The sequence below is a fragment of the Agrobacterium sp. 22117 genome, assembly GCF_052045735.1.
Lineage (GTDB): Bacteria > Pseudomonadota > Alphaproteobacteria > Rhizobiales > Rhizobiaceae > Agrobacterium > Agrobacterium cavarae.
In genome coordinates, this window is the sequence record NZ_JBQEPP010000003.1 from 457,737 (window position 1) to 481,434 (window position 23,698).

At 58.0% G+C, this 23,698-nt stretch carries 22 protein-coding genes and 1 tRNA gene; 13 read left to right on the plus strand and 10 right to left on the minus strand.

Going from position 1 to position 23,698, the window contains the following annotated elements; genetic code table 11:
- The first annotated feature begins 190 nt into the window (after window positions 1-190).
- A tRNA-Ser gene (locus ACTJKV_RS10710) sits at window positions 191-280 on the plus strand.
- A 237-nt stretch (window positions 281-517) separates the two neighbouring features.
- The gene (locus tag ACTJKV_RS10715) at window positions 518-766 is read left to right on the plus strand and encodes a hypothetical protein (protein WP_062425214.1); all 249 of its coding nucleotides are present in this window, start codon (window positions 518-520) and stop codon (window positions 764-766) included.
- Window positions 767-1,127: 361 nt separating this feature from the next.
- Here the strand turns inward: ACTJKV_RS10715 and ACTJKV_RS10720 are convergent, their stop codons facing one another.
- Together ACTJKV_RS10720 and ACTJKV_RS10725 are read right to left on the minus strand one after the other, a co-directional pair.
- On the minus strand, window positions 1,128-2,231 hold the full coding sequence (locus ACTJKV_RS10720) for a hypothetical protein (protein ID WP_274102398.1): 1,104 nt from the start codon (window positions 2,229-2,231) through the stop codon (window positions 1,128-1,130).
- A 95-nt stretch (window positions 2,232-2,326) separates the two neighbouring features.
- Window positions 2,327-3,265: a LysR family transcriptional regulator gene (locus ACTJKV_RS10725; RefSeq protein WP_274102399.1), complete on the minus strand. Its 939-nt coding sequence runs from the start codon at window positions 3,263-3,265 to the stop codon at window positions 2,327-2,329.
- 95 nt (window positions 3,266-3,360) lie between these two features.
- Between ACTJKV_RS10725 and poxB the strand changes: the two genes are divergently transcribed.
- From poxB to ACTJKV_RS10740, 3 genes are read left to right on the plus strand one after another with little or no spacing between them, the layout of a single operon-like run.
- Window positions 3,361-5,085: a ubiquinone-dependent pyruvate dehydrogenase gene (gene poxB, locus ACTJKV_RS10730; protein ID WP_274102400.1), complete on the plus strand. Its 1,725-nt coding sequence runs from the start codon at window positions 3,361-3,363 to the stop codon at window positions 5,083-5,085.
- An 11-nt stretch (window positions 5,086-5,096) separates the two neighbouring features.
- On the plus strand, window positions 5,097-5,582 hold the full coding sequence (locus tag ACTJKV_RS10735) for an FUSC family protein (RefSeq protein ID WP_440598642.1): 486 nt from the start codon (window positions 5,097-5,099) through the stop codon (window positions 5,580-5,582).
- Window positions 5,569-7,422: an FUSC family protein gene (locus tag ACTJKV_RS10740; protein ID WP_440598643.1), complete on the plus strand. Its 1,854-nt coding sequence runs from the start codon at window positions 5,569-5,571 to the stop codon at window positions 7,420-7,422. The genes ACTJKV_RS10735 and ACTJKV_RS10740 overlap by 14 nt, the downstream gene beginning before the upstream one ends.
- 96 nt (window positions 7,423-7,518) lie before the next feature.
- On the opposite strand, the gene ACTJKV_RS10745 is transcribed toward ACTJKV_RS10740, so the two are convergent.
- From ACTJKV_RS10745 to ACTJKV_RS10760, 4 genes are all read right to left on the minus strand, one after another.
- A complete protein-coding gene (locus tag ACTJKV_RS10745; protein WP_116493749.1) occupies window positions 7,519-8,022 on the minus strand; it encodes a DUF992 domain-containing protein in 504 nt (167 codons plus the stop codon).
- Window positions 8,019-8,342, minus strand: a complete 324-nt coding sequence (locus tag ACTJKV_RS10750; RefSeq protein ID WP_440598644.1) for a BON domain-containing protein — start codon at window positions 8,340-8,342, stop codon at window positions 8,019-8,021. The genes ACTJKV_RS10745 and ACTJKV_RS10750 overlap by 4 nt, the downstream gene beginning before the upstream one ends.
- Window positions 8,343-8,367: 25 nt before the next feature.
- Window positions 8,368-8,547: a CsbD family protein gene (locus ACTJKV_RS10755; protein WP_062427339.1), complete on the minus strand. Its 180-nt coding sequence runs from the start codon at window positions 8,545-8,547 to the stop codon at window positions 8,368-8,370.
- 147 nt (window positions 8,548-8,694) lie between these two features.
- The gene (locus ACTJKV_RS10760; protein ID WP_062427340.1) at window positions 8,695-10,179 is read right to left on the minus strand and encodes a helix-turn-helix transcriptional regulator; all 1,485 of its coding nucleotides are present in this window, start codon (window positions 10,177-10,179) and stop codon (window positions 8,695-8,697) included.
- 162 nt (window positions 10,180-10,341) lie between these two features.
- Between ACTJKV_RS10760 and ACTJKV_RS10765 the strand changes: the two genes are divergently transcribed.
- The 6 genes from ACTJKV_RS10765 (at window position 10,342) to ACTJKV_RS10790 (ending at window position 16,875) form a co-directional block, all read left to right on the plus strand.
- Window positions 10,342-10,788 carry a YaiI/YqxD family protein gene (locus tag ACTJKV_RS10765; RefSeq protein WP_112358323.1) on the plus strand — a complete coding sequence of 149 codons (447 nt, stop codon included), beginning with the start codon at window positions 10,342-10,344 and terminating at the stop codon, window positions 10,786-10,788.
- Between the two features lie 6 nt (window positions 10,789-10,794).
- Window positions 10,795-11,469, plus strand: a complete 675-nt coding sequence (locus ACTJKV_RS10770) for a DUF1345 domain-containing protein (protein WP_111850739.1) — start codon at window positions 10,795-10,797, stop codon at window positions 11,467-11,469.
- A 26-nt stretch (window positions 11,470-11,495) separates the two neighbouring features.
- Complete coding sequence (gene fghA / locus ACTJKV_RS10775; RefSeq protein ID WP_113274022.1) at window positions 11,496-12,329, plus strand: S-formylglutathione hydrolase; 834 nt, start codon at window positions 11,496-11,498, stop codon at window positions 12,327-12,329.
- 148 nt (window positions 12,330-12,477) lie between these two features.
- Complete coding sequence (locus tag ACTJKV_RS10780) at window positions 12,478-13,077, plus strand: PAS domain-containing protein (RefSeq protein ID WP_112358322.1); 600 nt, start codon at window positions 12,478-12,480, stop codon at window positions 13,075-13,077.
- Between the two features lie 2 nt (window positions 13,078-13,079).
- The gene (locus ACTJKV_RS10785; protein ID WP_274102406.1) at window positions 13,080-16,508 is read left to right on the plus strand and encodes a CheR family methyltransferase; all 3,429 of its coding nucleotides are present in this window, start codon (window positions 13,080-13,082) and stop codon (window positions 16,506-16,508) included.
- Window positions 16,480-16,875, plus strand: coding sequence for a response regulator (locus tag ACTJKV_RS10790; protein ID WP_062427345.1), 396 nt, complete (start codon window positions 16,480-16,482; stop codon window positions 16,873-16,875). Before ACTJKV_RS10785 ends, ACTJKV_RS10790 begins: the two co-directional genes overlap by 29 nt.
- 176 nt (window positions 16,876-17,051) lie before the next feature.
- Here ACTJKV_RS10790 and ACTJKV_RS10795 read toward each other — a convergent pair whose 3' ends face one another.
- From ACTJKV_RS10795 to ACTJKV_RS10805, 3 genes are all read right to left on the minus strand, one after another.
- Window positions 17,052-17,420 carry a hypothetical protein gene (locus tag ACTJKV_RS10795; protein WP_062427346.1) on the minus strand — a complete coding sequence of 123 codons (369 nt, stop codon included), beginning with the start codon at window positions 17,418-17,420 and terminating at the stop codon, window positions 17,052-17,054.
- Between the two features lie 658 nt (window positions 17,421-18,078).
- Window positions 18,079-18,327 carry a hypothetical protein gene (locus ACTJKV_RS10800; RefSeq protein WP_162744256.1) on the minus strand — a complete coding sequence of 83 codons (249 nt, stop codon included), beginning with the start codon at window positions 18,325-18,327 and terminating at the stop codon, window positions 18,079-18,081.
- Window positions 18,328-18,371: 44 nt separating this feature from the next.
- Entirely contained in the window at window positions 18,372-18,638 is a 267-nt protein-coding gene (locus ACTJKV_RS10805; RefSeq protein ID WP_082546508.1) for a hypothetical protein, read from the minus strand.
- Window positions 18,639-18,907: 269 nt separating this feature from the next.
- Here ACTJKV_RS10805 and ACTJKV_RS10810 point away from each other — a divergent pair, with 269 nt between their 5' ends.
- Both ACTJKV_RS10810 and ACTJKV_RS10815 read left to right on the plus strand, forming a co-directional pair.
- Window positions 18,908-20,368, plus strand: coding sequence for a D-alanyl-D-alanine carboxypeptidase (locus tag ACTJKV_RS10810; RefSeq protein WP_113265775.1), 1,461 nt, complete (start codon window positions 18,908-18,910; stop codon window positions 20,366-20,368).
- Window positions 20,369-20,458: 90 nt separating this feature from the next.
- Window positions 20,459-20,719, plus strand: a complete 261-nt coding sequence (locus tag ACTJKV_RS10815) for a hypothetical protein (RefSeq protein ID WP_062427349.1) — start codon at window positions 20,459-20,461, stop codon at window positions 20,717-20,719.
- A 123-nt stretch (window positions 20,720-20,842) separates the two neighbouring features.
- On the opposite strand, the gene gyrA is transcribed toward ACTJKV_RS10815, so the two are convergent.
- A complete protein-coding gene (gene gyrA, locus ACTJKV_RS10820; RefSeq protein WP_274102407.1) occupies window positions 20,843-23,644 on the minus strand; it encodes a DNA gyrase subunit A in 2,802 nt (933 codons plus the stop codon).
- Window positions 23,645-23,698 lie beyond the last annotated feature (54 nt).

Here is a 23,698-nt window from a genome sequence, read left to right on the forward strand (position 1 = left end):
AAGCACTTAACGGATGCCTAATCTTGCCCGCAACATGGCGAAAATGCGAACGATATGATCCGGAAAGCTAAAATTGTAATCAACGTGGTTAAGCAATGGTTAAATCTGAACTGATGAGAGCGACTGGTAAATAAGGCTTTTGAGGCAATTGACGCGCTGGCCCAAATGTTTATAAACCCGCGGCAGGCGAGGATGGGTGTCCGAGTGGTTTAAGGAACCGGTCTTGAAAACCGGCGTGCGGGAGACCGTACCGTGGGTTCGAATCCCACCCCATCCGCCATTTTCAGAAAAATCAAATACTTGCTGTATCACCCACGCAACGGGTTTGGCGTCCGCTGTCTTCTGATCGGTGCTTTCGCAGCGGCTAGGCTCCACATCCTGGCGTAGCGACGCCTTGGCTTGTGTTGAAAGTTGGTGATCCGAACCGTTCTTCGTCGTGGTCTCGAATGCCCGCCTTCAAGCGCGGTGGAACCTTGTGCATCGGCATATGTTAATGTCCGGCATTGGGAGAGAAATCATGAAGCTTTTAAGCGCAGCGATCTGCCTCGTTTCCGTCGGAATTCTGAGTGGATGCGTGGATGACCGCGGTTACCGCAGTGGCGGCTACTATTCGGCGGGCGTTTACGACCGATCCTATGAAAGGGATCGATACTACCGCAACTACGACCGCCGCGATTGGCGTGATCGCCGCGGCCCGCGCCGTGACTACCGCTACCGCCCACCGGTCTATGGCGGCACTCAAGAGTATCGCGTCATCGTCAGGTAAACTGTAGAAACTGTTGCGGTTTCAAACGTCTCAGCAGAATAAAAGCCTTTGGACATCGGCGCCGGTAAAGCGTTTCGCTAAGTTGCAAACACCAGACGGCCAGGGACACGATCGCTATTCAACTATTGGAGTAGAGTAGTCCCTTCGTGAGGCGACCAGACTAAGCAGTCGGCGGCATCCGGAGCCTCCTCAAGTGATGGCAAGGACCACATCTCCGGTCGTGCCCCACAAGCTTGGAGCCTACCCGCAATTCGCCCCCAGATTTAGGTGTTTCATCCGTCGCACACCTCGACGTCCGCCGCTAAAGATGAGCGGCAAAATGAGCCGAAAACCGATGACAGTTCCGGCTCATCGAGGTGGCTTACTTCCAGCTTCGATAATCTCCAGCCGTGCAGCCAAATGGTGCGTTTTGATCGCCGAAGCGTTTTTGCAATTGGGCGCATCCCCACTTGTTAATTGGACCCGGCATGAGGTTGTTAATGTCCATGGCCGGTGACGTGAATTGTGACGGCGCGGCGGTAACATACCAGAGCCAGTAGCCTCCGAGTCCGACGATCATCAGCAGGATGATGATACCGAATGCCTTAAGGCCTTGCAGGGCGGAAGCGCCAGCGGATTTTTGAGGCTGGGTTCCTGTCGTCCGCGTGACTTCCGACACCGCTGTATTGGCAGCGACAGCTGACAGCGCCTGTGCCCTCTCCGCGTCGGTCAATTCGATCCGCTCCAGACGATCGTCCAGAAGGACGGGCAGTGGGCTGTTCTTCTGCCAGGCTGCAAGCGCGATATCGTGTTTTTCGGATTGTCCGATGATGAATGGAACCTCATCCCTGCCCATCAGCGAGAAGGACTGCCGCTTCGTCTTGTTGTCGCGGATCGTGTCCGAATAGGTGAGGAAAACGCCACCGCGTTTTTTCGTGACATTCGTGAGAGCGACAGGCAACAGGGTCAGTGGCTGAGCTTCGCTGAGCTTGGCCTTTGCCCGGAAAAATCGAACGAGTGCAAAAAGCAGGGCGATCCCGCCGAAGCCGAGAAGAACAAAAAGGATTGCCAGGGTGATAATCCGGTTCCACAGCATGTCGAGACCGAGCGAGATGGTCGCAAGCTGCGGATCAGAGCCCGAGATGAAAAGACCTGCCTCATAGTCTCCGGAGTGCATATCGATGAACATCACCTCAACGTCGCTGTTATAGTGCTTGCCCTGATAATCGTAGGCGAGCTTGGCGTTGCAGGTGGTGAAGACAGCCTTCCGAGTTTTGCAGCTGCCGTTGAGATCGCCGTCCTCGATCTCCACCGGGTTCTGGCTAATCTTATAGTCCCGGATGATTCCAGGTCCTTCAGCCCACAGCATGAAGACGGCGAGTGCCAGCAGAATCAGCGGAGAGAAGTAGTAGGCGAATGGTACGGACAACACGCCACGCTTTAGTTTCAAAGGGCGCGGAGGAAGCTTGATGTCGGGGATTGTCATGATGGCCTTTGCGCAGTTTCTGATCACAAGCGCGGCATCAATAGTTTATCAGAGATAACTAAACAACCGCGACAAGCCACTTGACCGGTTTCACCTTATCCGGTTGCGCTGGCGGAATCGGCCGGGGCAGTACGCCGCGCGGTCTGAATTGCGCTCATCATAAAAGATGTCACAAGTCTCGCATGGTCATCGGTTCTCGTCGCGATGGCGATCGGTGCGCGCGGTGATTGCCCGGCGATCGGGCGGTAGACGGCGCCTTCATTCCGGATCGAACCAACCGAGCGCGGCACGATCGAAACGCCAAAGCCTGCGGCAACCAGAGGGATGATGGAAACGATCTGCGACGCCTCCTGGCCGAGCTTGGGGCTGACGCCTGCCTCGTTGCAGGCGGAGACGATGCTGTCATAGAGGCCAGGTCCGATGTCTCGGGGAAAGAGAATCAGATTCTCACCGGCAATGGCGTCGAGCGGCACCGCGTCATGGTCACGCAAAGCATGATCGGCGGGCAGCGCGATCACCATGTCTTCATCCAGACAGGCGCGAACGGAGAGCAACCCATCTTCAAGAACCGGCGGGCGGATGAAGGCCACATCCAGCCTCCCTTCCCGCAGGCCCGCAAGAAGAGCGGGCGTATTGCTCTGCTCCGGCGACAGCACAACATCTGGATAGGCTGAACGATAGGCGCGAATGATGAGCGGAATTGCCGGATGAAAATAGGTGGCGCCGGCAAAGCCTAGACGGAGGCGTCCCGTTTGGCCGGCCGCGTGGCGCCGCACCTGAGTGAGTGCGTCCTCGAAGCGCGCGACAATATCCAGCGCAGTCTCCTGAAATACCCTCCCCGCCGCCGTCAACTCCACGCCCTTGGCATGTCGAGTGAAAAGCTGTGCACCCACCGTTTCCTCAAGCTGACGGATCTGCATGCTGAGTGGCGGCTGGCGAATGCCAATCTTCTCTGCGGCTCGGGTGAAATGCTTTTGCTCCGCCACGACAAGGAAATAGCGAAGCCGCCGAATATCGATGTCATCCAATATCATATATGAAAAAGCCTCTGTTTATATATTGGAAATTAGATCGAAATGCTCCCAGCTTTCAAGGCAGACACCGATGCAAAGCAGAGAAGGAGATATCCATGACCATGACCGTCGCTGATCTACTGGCAGAAACCCTCGCCGATATCGGTGTCGAACGCATCTGGGGCGTCACTGGCGATAGCCTCAACGGGCTGAACGACAGCCTGAGGCGGCTTGGAAAAATAGAATGGATGCATGTGCGTCATGAAGAGACCGCTGCCTTTGCAGCGGGCGCCGAAGCGGCAGTCACCGGCAAGTTGGCCGTCTGCGCCGGCAGTTGCGGCCCGGGCAACCTGCATTTGATCAATGGCCTGTTCGACTGCAAGCGCAATCACGTTCCGGTACTGGCGATCGCGGCTCACATCCCCTCCTCCGAAATTGGTCTCGGCTATTTTCAGGAAACCCATCCGCAGGAACTGTTTCGCGAATGCGCGGATTTTGTCGAGCTCGTCTCCAATCCCGCACAGATGCCGGGCGTCCTCAACCGCGCGCTGAATACGGCAATCGGCCAGAACGGCGTTGCCGTGCTTGTCATTCCGGGCGATGTCGCTCTCGCCAATGCGCCCGTTTCGACAGTCCCGCCTCAGGCCGTTCCGGCCCTGCCTCGCATCCTCCCACGCGAGGAGGAAATCAGCCGCCTTGCCAATCTGCTGAATGAGGGCAAGGCCATCACCATTCTCGCGGGCAGTGGCTGCGCTGGCCATCACGATGCCGTTGTGGCTTTGGCAGAGGCACTGAAAGCCCCGGTGGTTCATGCGCTGCGTGGCAAGGAACATGTCGAATGGGACAACCCCTTCGATGTTGGCATGACAGGTCTGATCGGCTTCTCGTCCGGTTATCACGCCATGGAAAATGCCGACACGCTGGTGATGCTCGGCACCGATTTCCCCTATCGCGCCTTCTATCCGACGAAGGCGCGGATCATTCAGATCGACCGCGATGCGGGCGCGCTGGGAAAGCGCGCCACGCTGACGCAAGGCCTGGTCGGCGACGTTGGCGAGACAATCTCAGCTCTTATGCCGCACTTGAAGCCTCGCAGCGACGCGCATTTTCTCGACGCTGCCCGCGCCAATTATCTCAAGGCGCGCGAAGGACTGGATGATCTGGCGAAACCCTCTGGGGCCGGCCAACCGATCCATCCGCAATATCTGGCACAACGAATCAGCGAACTTGCGGCAGAAGACGCGATCTTTACCGCCGATGTCGGTACCCCCACCGTCTGGGCGGCACGCTATCTGGCGATGAATGGCAAGCGGCGTCTGCTGGGCTCCTTCAACCACGGCTCGATGGCAAATGCCATGCTTCAGGCCATCGGCGCCCAGGCTGCAGCCCCCGACCGGCAGGTCGTGTCACTCTCAGGTGACGGCGGCTTCACCATGATGATGGGCGACTTCATCACGCTGGCGCAACTCAATCTACCGGTCAAAATCGTCGTCTTCAACAATGGCTCGCTCGGCTTCGTGGCAATGGAAATGAAAGCGGCCGGCTATATCGATACCGGCACGGACCTCGAAAACCCGAATTTTGCCGCCATGGCCAACGCCATGGGCATCAAGGGCATCCGGGTCGAAGAATCCGTTGATGTCGACTGGGCTTTGAGTTCCGCCTTTGCCCATCCAGGCCCCGTGCTGGTGGATGTCGTGACCGCGAAACAGGAACTCGTCATGCCGCCGAAGATCAAGGCCGAACAGGCCAAGGGCTTCAGCCTCTACATGCTGAAGGCCATCATCAGCGGCCGCGGCGATGAGGTGGTCGAACTCGCACGTACCAATCTGCTGAGGTAAGGGAGACGACGGTGAACGAGACACGCGTCCGCGACCTGGCTTTTGTCCTGCGCTGCTCGGGGGCCGCGACGCTGTCCTATATTCTGGCGGAGGCGGCCGGGCTTCCTCATCCCGTCTGGGCTGCGATGTCCGGTATCATCGTTGGTCAGGAAAAGCTTGGCGATACGCGCCAGGCTACCATCGGGCGGTTTGCCGGCACGCTGCTCGGCGTGATCATTGCCGTTGTCATCGGAACGGCGGCGCAAGGCTTTGGCATCGGTCCTGTAGCGGAAATTGCCATTGCCGTCGCGCTCTCAGCCGTCATCGTCCGACGCTATCCATCCTTGAAGGTTTGCATGTGGACCTGTCCCATCGTTTTTCTGACAACCACGGCGCAGACGCCTCTTTGGGAAGTCGGCATGTATCGAGGCGCGGAGGTTTTGCTGGGGAGCGCTGTCGGTGCAGCGCTGCATGCCATCGCGGAACAGATTATCTGGATGCGTTATGGCCGACGCTGAACAGCAGAGACGCCGCGGTAATATCCGGTTGAAAGGCAGATGGGCGCTACCTCATCTTCGACGGGCCGCCCGCCGGCTGGAATTGCGTGCCGTCGGCCTGCTCCCCGAGCAATTCAGCGGCGAAGAAGGTGCGCGCGCAGCACTCGCCGTCGGAGCGCCGTTGATCATCGCGCTGACAACCGGTCAGCCCGCACTCGGCTGGGCGGTTTTCGCTGCGTTCTGGACATGCCTTTGCGACGGACCAGGTCCTCATGCCATGCGCCGCCGCACCCTTGGACTTTTCGTCCTTATCGGCACCGTCCTCGCCTTTGCCGGATCCTGGGGCGCTGCAGCGGGGATGGAAGCTGCTCTCGCCGTCGGCCCTGCCCTCGTCTTCGTCGCCATATTGGCTGGTGCTGCCTTTTCGCTCGACGGTTTGCTGGGTACACTGCTCGCTGTGGTCGCCGTTGTTGCCGTTGGCTTTCCGCACCCGGCTCCCGCCGCTGCAGCGCAGTCGCTGACATTCCTGGCTGGGGGAAGCTGGGCCTTTCTGCTCATCAATCTGGTCTGGCGCATCGATCCAAGGGCCTCGCTCGACCGCAACGCGGGCGCGGTCATTGCACGGCTGTTCGATATGGCCGCAGATCTGGCCTCGATCGGCGATCGCGGCCATCGAGACGCGCAGTGGCACAGTGAACATGCCGAGCACAGACGCGCCGTGCGCATGTCGATGGAGCGATTGAGAACGGTGCTGGCTCGGCACCCGGCAGACGCGCGTCAATACCACAATGCGCTCCAGGCAACCGAGATCATCTTCGGCGCCCTCGTTGCCTTGGACCATTCCTATATCCAGAGATTGGGGCCAACAATAGAGCGCGCGGCAACAGCGCGCGCGTTCGCCACCGCCCTGCTCGGAGTCCGCATTTCTCTGAGAGACGATGTCCGTAAGAAGGACCTCCTTCGCCGTGGCATCGAGCGGCTGGACAGGACAGCCAAAGATCTGACAGACGATCTGATGATCGGCTGCGTGCTGGCGCTTAAGAACGCGTTGCGCGTGCTTGAGAATCCGGGGCAATCCAACGAGGCCTTGGCAGCACCGCCGCACCAGATCGCTTCAAACTGGAAGGACCGCATAAGGGGTGCGCTGCGGCTGGGCTTACGCCAGGCTGCGGGTGTCATTGGCGTCTACTACATCGCCATCATCTTTCAGTTGGGTTATCCCTACTGGGCAACAATGGCGCTGATCGTCTGCCTTCAGGGCGGCGCTCGCGTGACATGGGCGCGATCGCTCGAACGCATTTTCGGTTCACTGCTTGGTGGCTTTCTGGCTCTGGCGCTGCTCTCCGTCACGCAGCACCCCGTCATCTTGTGCGTGCTGGCAATCCTGCTCGCCAGCGTCACGATTTCGCTGCGGGCGGTCAATTATTCCCTTTTCGTCGTGGTCCTGACCATGCTCTTCATCATCGTCACCGATATGATGCATCCGGGAAGCGGTGTTGCTGCAGCGCGTGTGGTGGACAACCTGCTTGGCAGCATCGCCGCACTGCTGGCCGTGCTCGTTCTCTGGCCGGATTTCGGACCGCCGCTCCACACGTTAATCCTGAAAGGTCGTGAAGCAAATCGCGCCTATCTGGAAAGCGTCACGGCCGCAAGACCTGTGCTGGATGTGCGCACCGCACAGCGTGCCGCAGGATTGGCGAGCATCGATGTCGAAGTTGCGCTGCACGACCTCAGCGGCTTGCGATATCGCCGCCACCGACTGAACGAAGCCGACCAGTCGGCTCTGCGTGAGATGCGCACCCTTGCAGGAGAGGCAGCGGCTGCCTGGCACAGGCGGCTTGTAAAGGACCATGTGACGTGAAGCCATTCCGTCAACCAGAAACGGGGCGGTGGAAATCCCACCGTCCCGCAATTCTGTGATGCGCTAACGCGCTTTTCGGCTTTCTGGCAAACCGGATTAACCGGCAGACTTCAACCGCAGATTAGCGATACCGGCGGCCAGGTTGACGCCCGTGCCAGCCTGGGCGCTCAAGGGCTGCAGCGCGAAGTTCTTGGCGTTACCGCCAATCAGGGCATTGGCGCCGAGACCAACTCCAACAGCGGCAGAGGCGGAAGCACCGACATAATTACCGCTCAGCGCGCCATCGCCGACGCGGGATTCAGCCGTATTGAAGACAATCCAGCTCAAATATTGCTTGCCGGTCACGCCAACGTCGAGGCCGATCTTGCCGATCGTGCCAGTGTAGCGTTCGACGTTGCCCGAGCGCTGACGGAATTCGCAGGATACCGCCTTGCTGGAACCGATCACCAGACCGATACCGCCTTCGATTTCACAAGACAGCGTACCGACGCGCTCCTTTTGTGCGGTTTCCATCTGCTTGTGCGAGCGCTTTGCTTCGGCATGGGCGACGGGTGCAACGGCAAGAGCGGCAATTGCGGTGGCAAGAACGATCTTCTTCATAGTGGACTCCTGTTGTCGTTGATATAGAGGTTTGGTTTGGTCAGGCGCGGAGGCGCCAGGTATTGAATGGTCGGTTTGATCGAGAGATCGGCGATGATCGGGCGCGAGGCAAAGCACTCCGCGATGAAGACCGCGCATTCGAGTGAGGCAAGCGTTTCCACCTCACCCGTCAGCATGACCCTGCCATTCTCCATGGACACCGTGATACGGCTGCCTTCCTGCCCATCCGCATAGGCGATGATTGCCTGAAGTGCGGCGCAGAGGCTGCAGTCCTGGGGGTTGGCGGCGGGCGCAAGTGCCTCGTCGGAAGAAATTATCATCTCGATCAACTCCTGGCCGAAGGCTTTACTTGAAGGTCTTGCGAACGGTGTCCTTGGACTCGCCGTATTTGCTTTGCACTTCGCCTGCGACCTTTTCGGCGCGGCCTTCAGCCTGCATGTGCGTGTTGCCGGCGATCTTGCCGACGGCTTCCTTGATCGAGCCCTTGACTTGGCGAACTGCGCCTTCGATGCGGTTGTTATCCATTTTAGAACTCCTTCCTTCTCATCATGATGTCGCCGTCATTGGCGCCATGGTGAAAAGATAGAGCGAGGAAAGCGTCCGCATCAGAGAGAAAACTACTAGTCCTACTGGTACAAACTGGCCTTTTTTCAATAAAATCAGCAGGAAAATTCAAACCTTGCGCAGTTTGCGCCCGCTGAAGCCTCGCTCGCGGGCCCAGATGACGGCGGCTGCACGGCGGTTGACGCCGATCTTGCCATAGAGAGAGGCAATGTGATTGCGGATGGTGTGTTTGGAGAGGTTGAGCCTGTCGCTCATCTCCTTGTCGCTGCAACCTTCGCAGATCAGCGTCAGAATATCTTCCTCGCGCTCGGTCAGATCGCTGAGCGACGCCGTTGATGCCGTTCCCCTCGATGTCTGTCGCAGGCCCGCCAGCCTTTCGACAACGGTGCGGCTGAACCACGACGTATCCGCCATTACGGTTTCGATCGCCTCGATCAACTCGTCCTCGGAGCGGCGACGTTCCGTTACATCCTGAAGCGCCCAGATGACACATTGCTGGTCGTTGATCTCGACGCGTTCAGCAGAGACAACGCATTCAGCGCTGCCACCATCCTTCAGGTTCATCCTGAGTGGCTCTTCGCGGATCGGCACATTGCCCTTCAGGCGGCGTTCCACGTCTCTGCGTGCATTCACGTCATCCCACAGTTTCAACTCGCTCGCTGTCTTGCCGATAACTTCCTGTTCCTTGCGTCCGCACAACTCCAGAAACGCGTCGTTGACTTCGGTAAAGACAAAGTCTTCGAGCCGGGAAATCGCTGTCGGCGCCGGAGAAAGGCGGAAGGACTTGAAGAAGCGCTCCTCGCTTTGGCGCAAAGCATTCTGCGCTTTTCTGCGTCCGTCGAGATCGGCAAAGGTGAAAAGCATGCAGGGCTCTTCGCCAACAGCGATCACCTCGCCAGCAACGATCACCAGTCGGTCACCCTCCGGGATGGGAATCAACGCTTCCCGGTGGCGAATGATGCGTCCGTCCTCAAGCCGATCAAGCGCGTCCTGTCCTGTTTCGCAATTGGAGAAGAGACCAAGTTCTTCAACACTGCGGCCGATGATCTCTTCTCGGGTAAACCCCGTCATCTCCATAAAACCCTGATTGACGCGAATGAAGCGCTTGTCCTCCATGCGGCATATCAGGCCCGGCGCCGGGTTGGCGTTGAAGGCTCTTTCAAAGCGTTCTTCCGCCTCGTAAAGCGGCGTCTCGTCACGGATGATCAAAACCGTGACATCCGGCTTCGCACCAGAATCCTCGATCGTCAGACCCCGGATGGTGTGAACCCACGTCAAGTCGAGGTCAGAGGCCGGCGAGATTTCAACGGTCACATCGTCAACCTCTTCTCCGGCCACCAGCCGCTCCAGGGGATACTGCCCCTCGTCGAGCAGATGATTGTTGCGATAGCGAAGCGTGAAGTTCTTCCGGTAAGCCGCGATGTCCGTGCCGAGCTGCTCGAGCGTCTCGACCCGGTGCATCTCAAGCGCGGATTTGTTCGCCCACGAGATTGTGCCATCCGGCTCCACCAGAATGAGACCGTCACTCAAGCCCGCAATGACGTGCTGCAGAACGAGACGGTTGATCTTCGGGGACTGCTCGATGTCGCTCATGAGGGGCAATCTCTTTCGTTTATGAATGATGTGAAATGGATCGAAGACGATAGTCCGGTGAAACGCGGGCGAGCGCAAACATGTTGCGCAGGGGCGGAAAAAAGCTCAAATGGGCACCCAAGCGATTGCACGACGAACGATCCAAAAGGACGAGCCTTTTCAATGCCGCAGATTTATGTCGATGCCGATGCGTGCCCGGTAAAGCCGGAAATACTCAAAGTCGCAGAACGGCATGATCTCGACGTTACCTTCGTCGCCAATTCAGGGCTGCGACCCTCCCGCGATCCCAAGGTGAAAAACGTCATCGTCTCAAACGGTTTCGACGCGGCTGACGACTGGATTGCGGAGCGTGCCGGCGAAGGCGATATCGTCATTACCGCGGATATTCCCCTGGCCGGTCGCTGCGTGGCGAATGGCGCCATGGTCACGGGTCCGACTGGCCGCGTTTTCGATCAAGCCAATATCGGCATGGCCACCGCCATGCGTGACCTTGGCGCGCATTTGCGTGAAACGGGTGAAAGCAAGGGCTACAATGCCGCCTTCTCCCCACGTGACCGTTCGCAATTCCTGGAAACCCTTGACCGGCTTTGCCGCCGGATAAAGAAGTAATCGAGCATGGCGATCGCACCCAAGACAAAAGAACAGACAAAGATCAGTCTCTACGCACGTCATCGGCCATTTCTAATTGCTGCCGTCTTAGGGGGCGCGGTGTTGGCAGCAATGCTCATGCTCATACCGAAGCTCGCCATCGAATCTGCCGCCGTTGCGTTTTTTCTGACCTACCTCTTCCTGCTCGCCCTCCGGCTTCCCTATCTGACAGCAGCCCATCTCAAGGCTCATGCCGATCGCGACGATCTTCCAGCGATCGCCATCATCTTCATCACGCTGTTTGCCGTCGTCGTCGCTGTGGTGTCGCTGTTCATGGCGCTCAATCATTCCGGCGAAACCGCGCTGTCTCTGACACTTTCCTTTCTATCGGTCATTCTGGGGTGGCTCACGATCCACACCATGGCCGCGGTCCATTATGCCCACCTGTTCTGGCGCCCATCTGCTGATGGCGGAAAGCGGGAGCCGAAGGGCGGCATGGACTTTCCCGATACCGCCTCGCCCGGTATTTACGAATTCCTCTATTTCTCCGTCGTCATCGGTATGACGGCGCAGACCTCCGACGTTGCCGTCACCACAACGGCCATGCGCAAGGTCACGCTCGTCCACTCGATCGTGTCGTTCTTCTTCAACACTGTGCTGGTGGCAGCGGCGGTCAACGCCGCGGTGTCGCTGGCAGGTTGATACCGCTTTTATAAAGGATGCAGACCATGAAGGTAATTTCTCAGAACACGGCTTTTGGCGGCATGCAGGGTGTCTATGCGCATGAGTCCGAAACATGCAAATGCGAAATGACCTTCGCCGTTTTCGTGCCGCCAAAGGCGATCAACGAGCCCTGCCCCGTTCTTTGGTACCTTTCCGGACTGACCTGCACCCATGCCAACGTCATGGAAAAGGGTGAGTATCGAAGGCTCGCCGCAGAGCTCGGCCTCATCATCGTCTGCCCGGATACCAGCCCGCGCGGCAATGACGTCGCCGACGAATTGACCAACTGGCAGATGGGCAAAGGCGCCGGCTTCTACCTCGATGCCACAGAGGCGCCCTGGGCCGAGCATTATCAGATGTATAGCTACATCACGGAAGAACTCCCGGCGCTGATCGGTGAGCATTTCCGCGCCGATATGAGCCGACAGGGCATTTTCGGCCACTCGATGGGCGGTCATGGCGCCATGACGATTGCGCTGAAAAACCCGGACCGCTTCAAGAGCTGCTCGGCCTTTGCCCCGATCGTCGCGCCCTCGTCCGCGGACTGGTCGCGCCCGGCTCTCGAGAAATATCTCGGCGAAGATCAAGCCGCTTGGCGTGCCTACGATGCCTGCACCCTGGTAGAAGATGGTGCGCGCTTTCCAGAGTTTCTGATCGACCAGGGGAAAGCAGACAGCTTCCTGGAAAACGGCCTGCGCCCATGGCTGTTCGAAGAGGCCATCAAAGGAACAGATATCGGCCTCACGCTACGCCTTCACGACCGTTACGATCACTCTTACTATTTCATCTCCACCTTCATGGACGATCACCTGAAGTGGCACGCGGAACGTCTGGTCTAAGCCATTAGAATTGCGTCGGTCGTGATCGACATCAAGGCATGATTGAGGCCAAGTTTTCGTTATGCGAGTGATCTTTCTCGCGCCTTGCCCTTATCAAAACAAGAAATCTACCTTAATTAGATAAGCAATACATTGAGTTGATGAGATAATGCCGAAGTCACTTGTTCTGCCTCCCCTCCGGGAGTTTTTTGATAACGCAACAGTTGCCCTGGCGCTTGCCGAAGCGAAAGGAGACAACGCCCTTGTTCTCGTCAATCAGCACTTCAAAACCCTGACCGGCTATGACGACGCCGATGTTTTGGGCAAGAATTGCCGCATGCTCCAGCAAGGCGCAAGCGGTGAGCGCGCTTCGAACGAAGAGGCGCGAGCGAAGATTCACTCCTTTTTGTCGCGGCCAACCTCGTCGGTGATACGCACACCAATCGTCAATTTCCGTAAGGATGGCCGCCCGTTCGTCAACTTGCTGTTCATGTCGAAGCTGAGTTCCTCATCCGGCGACGTCCAATACATATTCGCATCGCAGTTCGATATCAGCCGGACGAGACCCGACCTGCTCGACAAATACAACACTGATCTAGGCACGACCCTCACGCGTATTCAGCCCATGCTTGAGGGCCATAATGTCATTATCGAAGGCAGCCTGGCAACGATTGCAAGCTCCGCCACCACGATTGCGCAGGCAAAAGTGACCTTGGCCGAGCTTGATAAGAGCGACCAGAGCCAGTCTGGTCGGACCCTGAGGGATTGAGTTTGGACCAACGTGCAGAAGCCCAGGATGTGCCCGTCGTCGGCATCGGATCATCTGCAGGAGGACTGGAGGCTCTTCGCGAGATGTTCAGCTCTGCTGAAGTCCCGACCGGCCTCGCCTTCGTCGTCGTGCAGCATCTCGATCCGCACCATGAAAGCATGCTGGCAGAACTGATCGGCAGGCATACGGCACTTTCCGTGAAACAATGTCAGGGCGGAGAGCGTATCCAGCCGGACACCGTTTTTATCATTCCGCCGGGACACGGTCTGTCCATTTCCAACGGAACACTCGAGCTGACGAATTTCGCCCAGCCACGCGGATTGCGTCGTCCGATCGACGATTTTTTCGTCTCGCTTGCCAATGACCAGAATGGCAATGCTGCCTGCGTCATTCTGTCCGGGACTGGCGCGGACGGTTCCACAGGTCTTCGCGCCGTCAAGGAAAATGGCGGCCTGTGCGTCGCCCAGGAGCCGGAAACGGCAAAATATGACGGCATGCCGCTCGCTGCCGCTGGCACCGGCCTCGTGGATTTCATCCAGCCGCCCGACAAGATTCTTGCCTGCATCGCCGGCTTCTTCTTCCGGCGCACCAAGGTGCTTGCCGATGAGCAGCCTTCGCTGGTCGAGGATCATATAGACGAGCTGTGCAAGACGCTGAGAAGCTCAGTCGGGCACGATTTTTCCGGCTACAAGAAGACCACCTTCGTTCGCCGCATCGAACGCAGAATGCACGTTCTCGGCATCGAACGCGCGAGGGAATATCTGCACCGGCTGCAGCGCGATCAGGATGAATGCGAAGCGCTGTTTCGCGATCTGCTGATCAACGTCACGCGATTTTTCCGAGACCGGGAGTTTTTCGACGTTCTGCGCGATCGGGCGATCCGGCCCCTCCTCCAAAGCCAGGAAGCGCGCGACGGAGGCGTGCGCGTCTGGGTGCCCGGCTGTTCGAGTGGCGAAGAGGCCTATTCCATCGCCATGCTGTTTGCCGAAGCAGCCCGCGAGTTACAGATTCTATGCGATGTCCAAATCTTCGCGACCGATATCGATGAGAGCATGCTGCAGATCGCCCGGTCGGGCTCCTACCCGAATGCCGCACTGGCCGACATTCCAGCCGCGCTGCACGAACGCTACATTATTCCGCACAAGGACCGCTTCAACTTCGTCGGCCAGATCCGGGACATGATCCGTTTCTCCGGCCACAGCCTTGTGAAGGATCCGCCCTTTTCGAAGATCGACCTGATCTCCTGCCGCAACCTGCTCATTTATTTTGATGACAAGCTGCAGAAGACGATCATGCCGCTCTTCCACTATGCGTTGCGACCGGGCGGGTTTCTCTTCCTTGGTCCCTCCGAAAGCGTTGGTCGGTTCGAGACGGTTTTCGCCAGCATCGACCAGAAGGCGCGGCTTTTCGAAAGACTGCCGGGTCTTCCGACTTATCCCATTCCGCTTCCCGGAGGACGCCAGGATCAGGGTCGCCGACCGGGCGGCTCCGATGTTCAGCATGACGCAGCCAGAAGCGACGACGAAACCGTCGTGTCGCGTCTGCTTGAAAGATACGTGCCTGCCAGCATGCTTCTGGACCAGGAAGGTCAGATCATGGCAGCCTTCGGCAAGCTGAGCCGCTTTTTCGATTTTCCGGTGTCCCGCTCCAACGAGACCAGCGCTGCCTCGCTTGCCCGTCCCGGAGTCAAGGAGCAGATCGGACCTCTGCTGCGTCAAGCCCATTCAGCGAAGAAGCGTGTCATATCCAGCAAGGTCGAGGTCATCACAGAATTTGGCTCGCTGACGACAGACATCATCTGCGATCCGGTGGACGACGACAGGTTCCTCCTGGTGTTTCAGGATGCCGGGCAGTTCACGCCGCTGGAGGAAAGCGACCTTATCAGCCTTGAACCAAGCAACGGGCATGTCGAAGCCCTCGAGCGCGAATTGCGCTCGGCCAAGCACCGCCTTCGCTCCGCGACCGAAGAGCTTGAGACAGCGAATGAGGAGCTGAAGAGCTCCAACGAAGAAATGATGTCGATGAACGAAGAGCTTCAGTCGACGAACGAAGAGCTCACCACGGTCAATGACGAGCTGAAAAACAAGATCGAGCAGCTGACGATCGCCAATACCGATCTTCGCAACTTCTTCGATTCCACCAACCTCGCCATCATCGTTTTGGACCGAAACCTGCGTGTGCGGTCCTTCACCCGCGCGGCAACGGAGATCTTCCCGCTGCAGGCATCTGATCGCGGTCGGCCGATTTCGGATGTCACCACGCGCCTCTTGACCCGGGACTATCTCGATCATGTCCGTCATGTCATGGACGAAGGCGTGGATTACCAGGATACCGTCTGGCACGAAGAAACGCGAAAGACATTTACGCTCAGAATCCTGCCCTACAAAACCACGGATGGCACTATCACCGGCGCAACCATTGTCATGACCGACATCTCGCATGCGGTGAGCGTCGAAACCCAGTTGCAGCGAGAGCAGAACCGGCATGAGCTTGCCGTCGAAGCGGCAGGAATCGGCGTGTGGGAGTATCTGCCGGAACGGCAGGAGTTTCTTCTCGGTGGGTCCACAAGGGAGTTGCTGCAAGCACAGAGCGACCACCTCAGCAAGCAAGATTTCCTTGCGAAAATCCGCCAAGATGATCGGATCCAGGTGCTCGAAGCCCTCCAGCAGGCCGAGAAGGACCATGGCGGTTTCGACCTGACGACCGAACTTGCCTCCGCGCAAGGGTCTCGCTGGATCAAGGTGTTCGGACGTTACGTTGGCGATACGGATTCCCCGCGGATCATCGGTGTCACCGTCGATGTGACGGCCGAGTATCGGCTTGCCGAAACGCGCGAGTTGATGCTGAACGAGATGAACCACCGGGTGAAGAACCTCTTCGCCATGATCGGCGGCATCCTGCGCATGGCAGCACGCAAGCATGACACGGTGCAGAGCCTGGTTGCAGATGTCGAAGGCCGCATTCTGGCGCTGGGCAACGCCCATTCGCTTGCATCGAACCAGAAGCGCACTGGTCCGGTCGAGATTGCCGAACTGGTCAAGACAATCCTTGCACCCTACGAGCAGAAGGGCGGCATAAAAATCTCGCAAGGGTCCCTACCCATTCCTGCAAAATGCATCACACCGCTGACCCTCATCCTGCATGAATGGTCGACGAACGCGCTGAAATACGGAGCCCTTGGCCAGAGCCAGGGCAAGCTGAATGTGAGCTGGAACGAAGATAACGAAAATATTTATCTGCTATGGAACGAAACAATAGGAAAGCCCGTTGTAGCATTCGGGGAAAAAGGATTTGGGACTCTTCTGCTGTCAAGCGCCGCACGGCAATTGGGTGGCGCTATTGACACCAAGCTCGAAGGCTCCGAACTCCACCATATTCTGACTCTGCCACGCTCGGTATTAAATGACACGCAAATCGGTACTCATCGTTGAAGACGAAATCTTCGTTGCTCTTGACCTCCAAATGACCTTTGAAGAGGCTGGATGGGACGTCGCAGGGCCTTTTGCAAGCATCGAGCAATCATCGCTCTATCTCAAGGATCACACGCCAACCTGCGCAGTCCTCGATGTGCGCCTGATCGATGGCGAAGTGTTCCCAGTCGCAGACGTCTTGTCCGAACGCAACATTCCTTTCGTTTTCCATTCCGGCCATGCTGATGGCCGGCAATTGGCGCAACGTTACGAGGCTTCTGCTTTTTGCCAGAAACCATGCCTGCCTGGAAAACTGTTGAACGAGTTGGAAAAACTGTCGGACCGCGCTGATTCAAAGAGTTCTGAGGAAGTTCGAGCGAGCGCGTAAACCGTTCCCCTCCTGTCAGATCGACGCAAAAAAGCCGGCGTTTCAGCCGGCTTTTTCGTTGATAAACTCAAGGATTGTCGCGATCTTTCAGATTTGCTTCCTGCGCTTAGCTCTTCGCTTTATCGCAGGTCATTATCAAAAACCGCAGCACAGTTTTGCGTGGACCATGCTTCAGGTCACTGGCAGACCCGGAAACTCTCCATATGCCAACCACCATCATAAGAGTTCGGCACCCGGCGATCTTCCAACCAGCAGCGGGGTGGCGGTGGTGGCGGAGGCTCGACGTAGCGCGGACCGCTGTCATTGGCGATAGCGCCGCTGATGATGCCACCGAGAAGACCGGCTGCAATGCCGCCGGCAATGACGGCGCCCGTGTCGTTATGGCGATGCCTGCGTGGAGGGTCGCGATATGGCGGAGGCGGAGGGCCGCGGCGTTCGTAGCGATAAGGCCCGTCGTAATATTGCGCGGAAGCCGTCTGAACGCTGGCGAACAGAGTGCCAGTCGTCAGCACGGCGGCAAGGATCGAAAGCATAACTTTCTTCATGGCAGAAATCTCCAGGTGAACTGGCACAGAAGCTTGCCAGTCAACGCAGGATCAATCTGCCATAGAAGCTCTGAACACGCGATGAATGCTGAAGCCCATCGCAAGACCTCGACCGACGCCGACAAAACATGCCCCGTCAATTCTTTTGAGGCAGCGTACCGATCTCCAGCGCATTGACCTTTCGCAGCGACTGCCGCCGCGCTAATCCAGTCATCGTTCCTCTTATTTCAGAGGAGCTCCCAAGTCCTGAGAGCCAATCAGGTAACACCTCGCCCCGCCTAGAAGGTGGGGCTTTTTTCTTCGCTGCTTCAAGCGAGGCGCCTGCCCGGATGGAAGCGCGCCATATTCTATGCGACGTGATCGTTTGAATGAAAATCTGTTTTCCATCGCAACTTTTCTGGCGGCCCTCCGTTATTTGGCTGAGACTCCCAGTCTCTAGTTCCCCTCTCGACTGACAACCCGCCTCGCGCGGGTTTCTTTTTGGGAAATAGGTCGCGCTTACTGACATTTTTTGGGCAAGCGTACCGATGAGCCGCGATATGACCTCGCAGGCGCCCTCTTTCAGCGTTAGCTTTCCACCATCGCTCCCGGGCATTGCCCAACTTTCCCCGAGCGAACAACCTGCCCCGCCAATTTGCGGGGCTTTTTTGTGCCCTTATTAGGGTGACGGTGAGACAACTCGCCAGTTTTGGTCCGGCGAGGAACGCTCGCGACGGGACTCCTCGCCAAGGAGCTGGTCCAGCAGTTCGACAATGGCCGTCGGCATGTTGACGATCAACTCATCAACCATCTGGGTGAACCAATGATACCAATAGATGGCAAGCAGCGTCAGGACGAGCAGTAGAAGCCATGGCCAGAGCGGCTTGCGCGGCGGCTCCCTTTTCTCAGTCTGCGCGTCGAGACTCACATCGAACTCCTTGGGCAACGTCCTCTAGAAAGATGAAGATCAACTCAGGCCCTCCTGTTGCGAGGCTCGCCTCCGGGCGCGTAAGCTGTCTTCTGCTGAAAGCGAAAAATATTGCCGCACTGAGCACAACGGATCATGTAATCCGCCGGGTTCGTCGAAGGACGCTCCGCTCTGAAACCACGTGGCATTTCATCAATACGAAAATCCACGTGAGCAGAATCTTTTTCATCTATCTCAGACGCTTCGGCAAATCCGCTATGCCCGCAGCGCGAGCATTCGAGTTTCCGGGAGTATCGATCGCGAGAGGCCATTCTTCGTCCTTTGATTTCAGCATCAGGTAGCAGCGGCACGCGGGCGATTCAATAGTGACTCACACACCTGACATTTTCCTTGGCGCTCGAGAGCGATCGCACGTGGCGCTAAGATTCTGAAAAGATTCACTCTGTTCGAAAAAGGCGAATGCCGGAAATGCCGCATTTTATGGTTCGCGAATACGATTCATAAACCACTTGGTAACGTCATTCACCTAAATTTCGAAACGTGAAATTGTCTGGCGGGGCGTGTCGGACGGATCTGTGGCATGCGATTGAAGAGTTCAACAGTGTTGAAAAAACTATCTGAGGCGCTTGGTCGCGCAGTAGGCGCGACCTCTTTTGTGAAGGCTCTGCTGTTCGCAGCAGCCGTGGCGACAACCACCGTTTCCGCTACGCAAGTGGCGAAGGCGGACCCGAAATATGCTGGCATCGTCATCGATGCCAAAACGGGTAAGGTGCTCTACGGTGAAGATCCTGATGGTCTGCGCTATCCCGCTTCGTTGACGAAGATGATGACGCTTTACCTCACTTTCGAAGCGTTGAGCGCTGGGCGCATCACCCTTGACTCCAAGGTTCCAGTTTCGGCAAACGCCGCCAAGGAACCTCCGTCCAAGCTTGGCGTGCGCGCCGGTGGTTCGGTCACCGTCGAACAGGCCATTCTCGCCCTCGTCACCCGTTCCGCCAACGATATGGCAACGGCGCTCGGTGAGCATCTTGGCGGCTCGGAAGAGCGTTTCGCACGGATGATGACGGCAAAGGCTCGTGCGCTTGGCATGACACGCACCACCTATCGCAATGCCAACGGCCTTCCCAATACCGCGCAGATGACGACGGCGCGCGATCAGGCTCGTCTTGGTGTCGCGCTACGCCAGCACTTCCCGCAATATTATGGGTACTTCAATACCCGCACCTTCACCTTCGGTAAGCAGGTGATCGGCAACCACAATCGTCTCGTCGGTACGGTTCGCGGCGTTGACGGCATCAAGACCGGTTACACCCGTGCGGCCGGTAGCAACCTTGCAACATCAGCGCAGCTCGATGGCCGCTCTATCGTTGCTGTTGTCCTCGGTGGTCGTTCAAGCGCCGCCCGTGACGCCACCATGCGCAAGCTGGTTGCGGAATATCTGCCGAAAGCCTCGCGTGGCGGAAACAGCAACCTGATTGCTGCAACGCCTTCGGCTCCGATCGAAGAACCCGTCGCTGTCGTGGCCGCTACCACACCCACCTCCGGTCTTCCGAATGCTGGTCCTGTTCCGCAGCAGCGTTACGGCGACGAGGCCCCGGTCTCCGCATTCGCGCCGGCGCAGGCCAATGCAGCTGTTGCTGCCATGGATGTCGCAACACGTCCTCGCGCTCCGGTAAAGCCTATTCCTCCCGTCAGCATGAAGCCGGATCGTTCCGTGGTGACCAACTCCACGAAGGTCGACAACATCGTGACAGCCTCCACATCGCCGTCCAGCGCAGCCGCACCGTCTGCCGGCGCAGGTTGGGTGATCCAGATCGGCGCATCTCCAGACGAGAATTCCGCGCGCAACCTGCTTCAGGCTGCGCAGGATAAGGGCGGCAATGCACTGCGTACCGCCAAGCCATTTACGGTCGCCTTCACCAAAGACGGCGCCCAGATGTACCGCGCCCGTTTCGGCGGCTTCAACGGTCAGAATGATGCAGTCAATGCATGCAATGCTCTGAAGAAGAAAGGTGTCAGCTGCTGGGCTTCGCTCCAGTAGGCCAACAGACTGTTCCAGGACAGGCCGTGGTGTTTTGTAAAACACGGCCTGCCCACTCCTCGAATTGTATTGAGTAACGAGGCTTTACAGATGGCAATCAATGAAAACTACTTGGACATCGCCCCCAAAGGCAGAAGCCAGTCGGCGTCGGTGCTTCATCCAATCCACGAAGCAGCAATGAAAATTGCCGATATTGGGCTCAACAGATCTCGGCATAAGACCCGCGACCTGGTCAATCTCCTGCTTTGCCATGGCGCACGTGCCTGGCGCAGCAACCAGCCTGAGGCGAAGATCCATCTCCATATCGATGGACCATCCGGCCGGGCGCCTGTGCATCTCCGTCTTCGTTGAGAAACGGCGGCTCAAAAAGAAACCCTGCGAAACCTTCGTTTCGCAGGGTTTTTTCATTTCCGGGTTCGATCCTAGAGCGACCGTTTGAAAAAGGATGTGGCGGCTGGCGCCACACCCCACAGCTTACTCGGCAGAACCGTCCGTGTCGGGCGCGGGAGCCGCGTCGCCACTGGTCAGATCCTCAGCGCCTTCGATCAACGCCTCGACCTCTTCTTCGCCTTCCGGCTCGTTGATGCGCTCGACGGAGACAACCTTCTCATCCTTGGCGGTGGAGAAGATGGTGACGCCCTTGGTCGCGCGGCTGGCGATACGGATACCGTTGACGGGCACGCGGATCAGCTGACCACCATCGGATACCAGCATGATCTGGTCGGTATCTTCGACCGGGAAGGCCGCAACAAGTGCACCGATTTCCGTGGTCTTCGACGTGTCGGTGGCGCGGATACCCTTGCCCCCACGTCCCGAAGTGCGGAAATCGTAGGACGACGAACGCTTGCCGTAACCCTTCTCGGAGACAGTCAGAACGAACTGCTCGCGGCTCTTGAGTTCCTGATAGCGGGCTTCGCTCAGTTCGCCCTCTTCCGTTACCTCTTCACCCACAAGGGCGATGTCTTCTTCATCGACACCGGCGGCACGGCGCTCTGCTGCGGAGCGCTTCAGATAGGCTGCGCGCTCCCAAGGCTCGGCGTCGCTGCTTCCGACAATCGTCATCGAAATGATCCGGTCGCCCTCACCCATATTGATGCCACGCACGCCGACGGAGTTGCGGCCTGCAAAGACGCGCACGTCGTCGACCGGGAAGCGGATGCACTGGCCAAGCGCTGTTGTCAGCAGCACGTCGTCACGATCGGTACAGGTCTCGACGGAGAGGATTTCATCGCCCTCCTCGTCCAGCTTCATCGCGATCTTGCCGTTGCGGTTGACCTGAACGAAGTCGGAAAGCTTGTTGCGACGAACCGTTCCACGTGTGGTGGAGAACATCACGTCGAGCTTTTCCCACGTCGTCTCGTCTTCGGGCAGCGGCATGATCGTGGTGATACGCTCACCGGCTTCCAGCGGCAGCATGTTGATCAGCGCCTTGCCCTTGGACTGCGGCGTTCCGATCGGCAGACGCCAGACCTTCTCCTTGTAGACGATGCCACGCGAGGAGAAGAACAGAACCGGCGTGTGGGTATTGGCAACGAAGAGACGATTGACGAAGTCCTCGTCACGCGTTGCCATGCCGGAGCGACCCTTGCCACCGCGACGCTGCGCCTTGTAGGTCGTCAACGGCACGCGCTTGATGTAGCCCAGATGCGACACGGTCACGACCATGTCTTCGCGGGCGATGAGGTCCTCATCATCCATGTCCGGGCCGCCCTCAATGATCTCCGAGCGGCGCGGCGTGCCGAATTCCTCACGGATGGCCGCAAGCTCGTCCTTGACGATCTGCTGGATGCGGATGCGCGAGGACAGGATATCGAGATATTCGCTGATTTCGGCACCGATCTTGTTCAGCTCGTCACCGATTTCATCGCGTCCGAGAGCAGTCAGGCGTGCCAGACGCAGTTCAAGGATGGCGCGGGCCTGCTCTTCCGACAGATTATAGGTGCCATCCTCGTTGATGCGGTGACGCGGATCGTCGATCAGCAGGATCAGGCTTTCCACTTCGGTCGCAGGCCAACGACGCGTCATCAGCTCTTCACGGGCAGAGGCCGGGTCCGGCGCCTGACGGATAACGCGAATGACTTCATCGATGTTGGCGACGGCGATGGCAAGACCCACCAACACATGGGCACGATCGCGTGCCTTGCGAAGCAGGTACTTGGTGCGGCGGCTGACGACATCTTCACGGAAGGAGACGAAGGCGCGCAGCATGTCGAGCAGCGTCATCTGCTCCGGCTTACCGCCGTTCAGCGCCACCATGTTGCAGCCAAACGAGGTCTGCAGCGGCGTATAGCGATAAAGCTGGTTGAGGATCACTTCCGCATTGGCATCCCGCTTCAGCTCAACGACGACGCGGTAGCCCTGACGGTCGGATTCGTCACGCAGGTCGGAAATGCCTTCGATGCGCTTTTCCTTGACGAGCTCGGCCATCTTCTCGATCATCGAGGCCTTGTTCACCTGGAAGGGAACTTCGGTGATGATGATCTGCTCGCGGTCGCCACGCATCGGCTCGATAGTGGCGCGCCCGCGCATGATGACGGAGCCACGACCGGTCTCGTAAGCCGAGCGAATGCCGGAGCGGCCCATGATGAATGCGCCGGTCGGGAAGTCCGGACCTGGAATGATCTGCATCAGTTCCGGCAGCTCGATTTCCGGCCTGTCGATCAGCGCGATGCAGCCCTCGATCACCTCGGAAAGGTTATGTGGCGGAATGTTCGTCGCCATGCCGACAGCAATGCCGCCTGCCCCGTTGACCAGAAGGTTCGGGAACTTCGCAGGCACCACGACCGGCTCATGCAAGGTGCCGTCATAGTTCTCGCGGAAATCGACGGTTTCCTTGTCCAGATCGTCGAGCAGGGAATGCGCGGCCTTCTGCAGGCGGCATTCGGTGTAGCGTTCGGCTGCCGGCGGATCGCCATCGATCGAGCCGAAGTTACCCTGACCGTCGATCAGCGGCAGGCGCAAGGACCAATCCTGCGCCATACGGGCCAAGGCATCATAAATCGCAGCGTTACCGTGCGGATGGTATTTACCCATCACGTCACCGGTGACACGGGCGCATTTGACGTATTTTTTATTCCAGTCGATGCCGAGTTCGGACATGCCATAAAGAATACGGCGATGAACTGGCTTCAACCCGTCACGGACATCCGGCAGCGCGCGCGAAACGATAACGCTCATGGCGTAATCGAGATACGACCGCTGCATTTCCTCCATGATGGAAATTGGTTCAATGCCTGGCGGAAGCTTTCCGCCGCCTGGGGGGCTCTGGTCAGTCAAAACGGATCACATTCTCTGTTAAGAATCGGATGGATTTTTATAGCGGAAACGGCG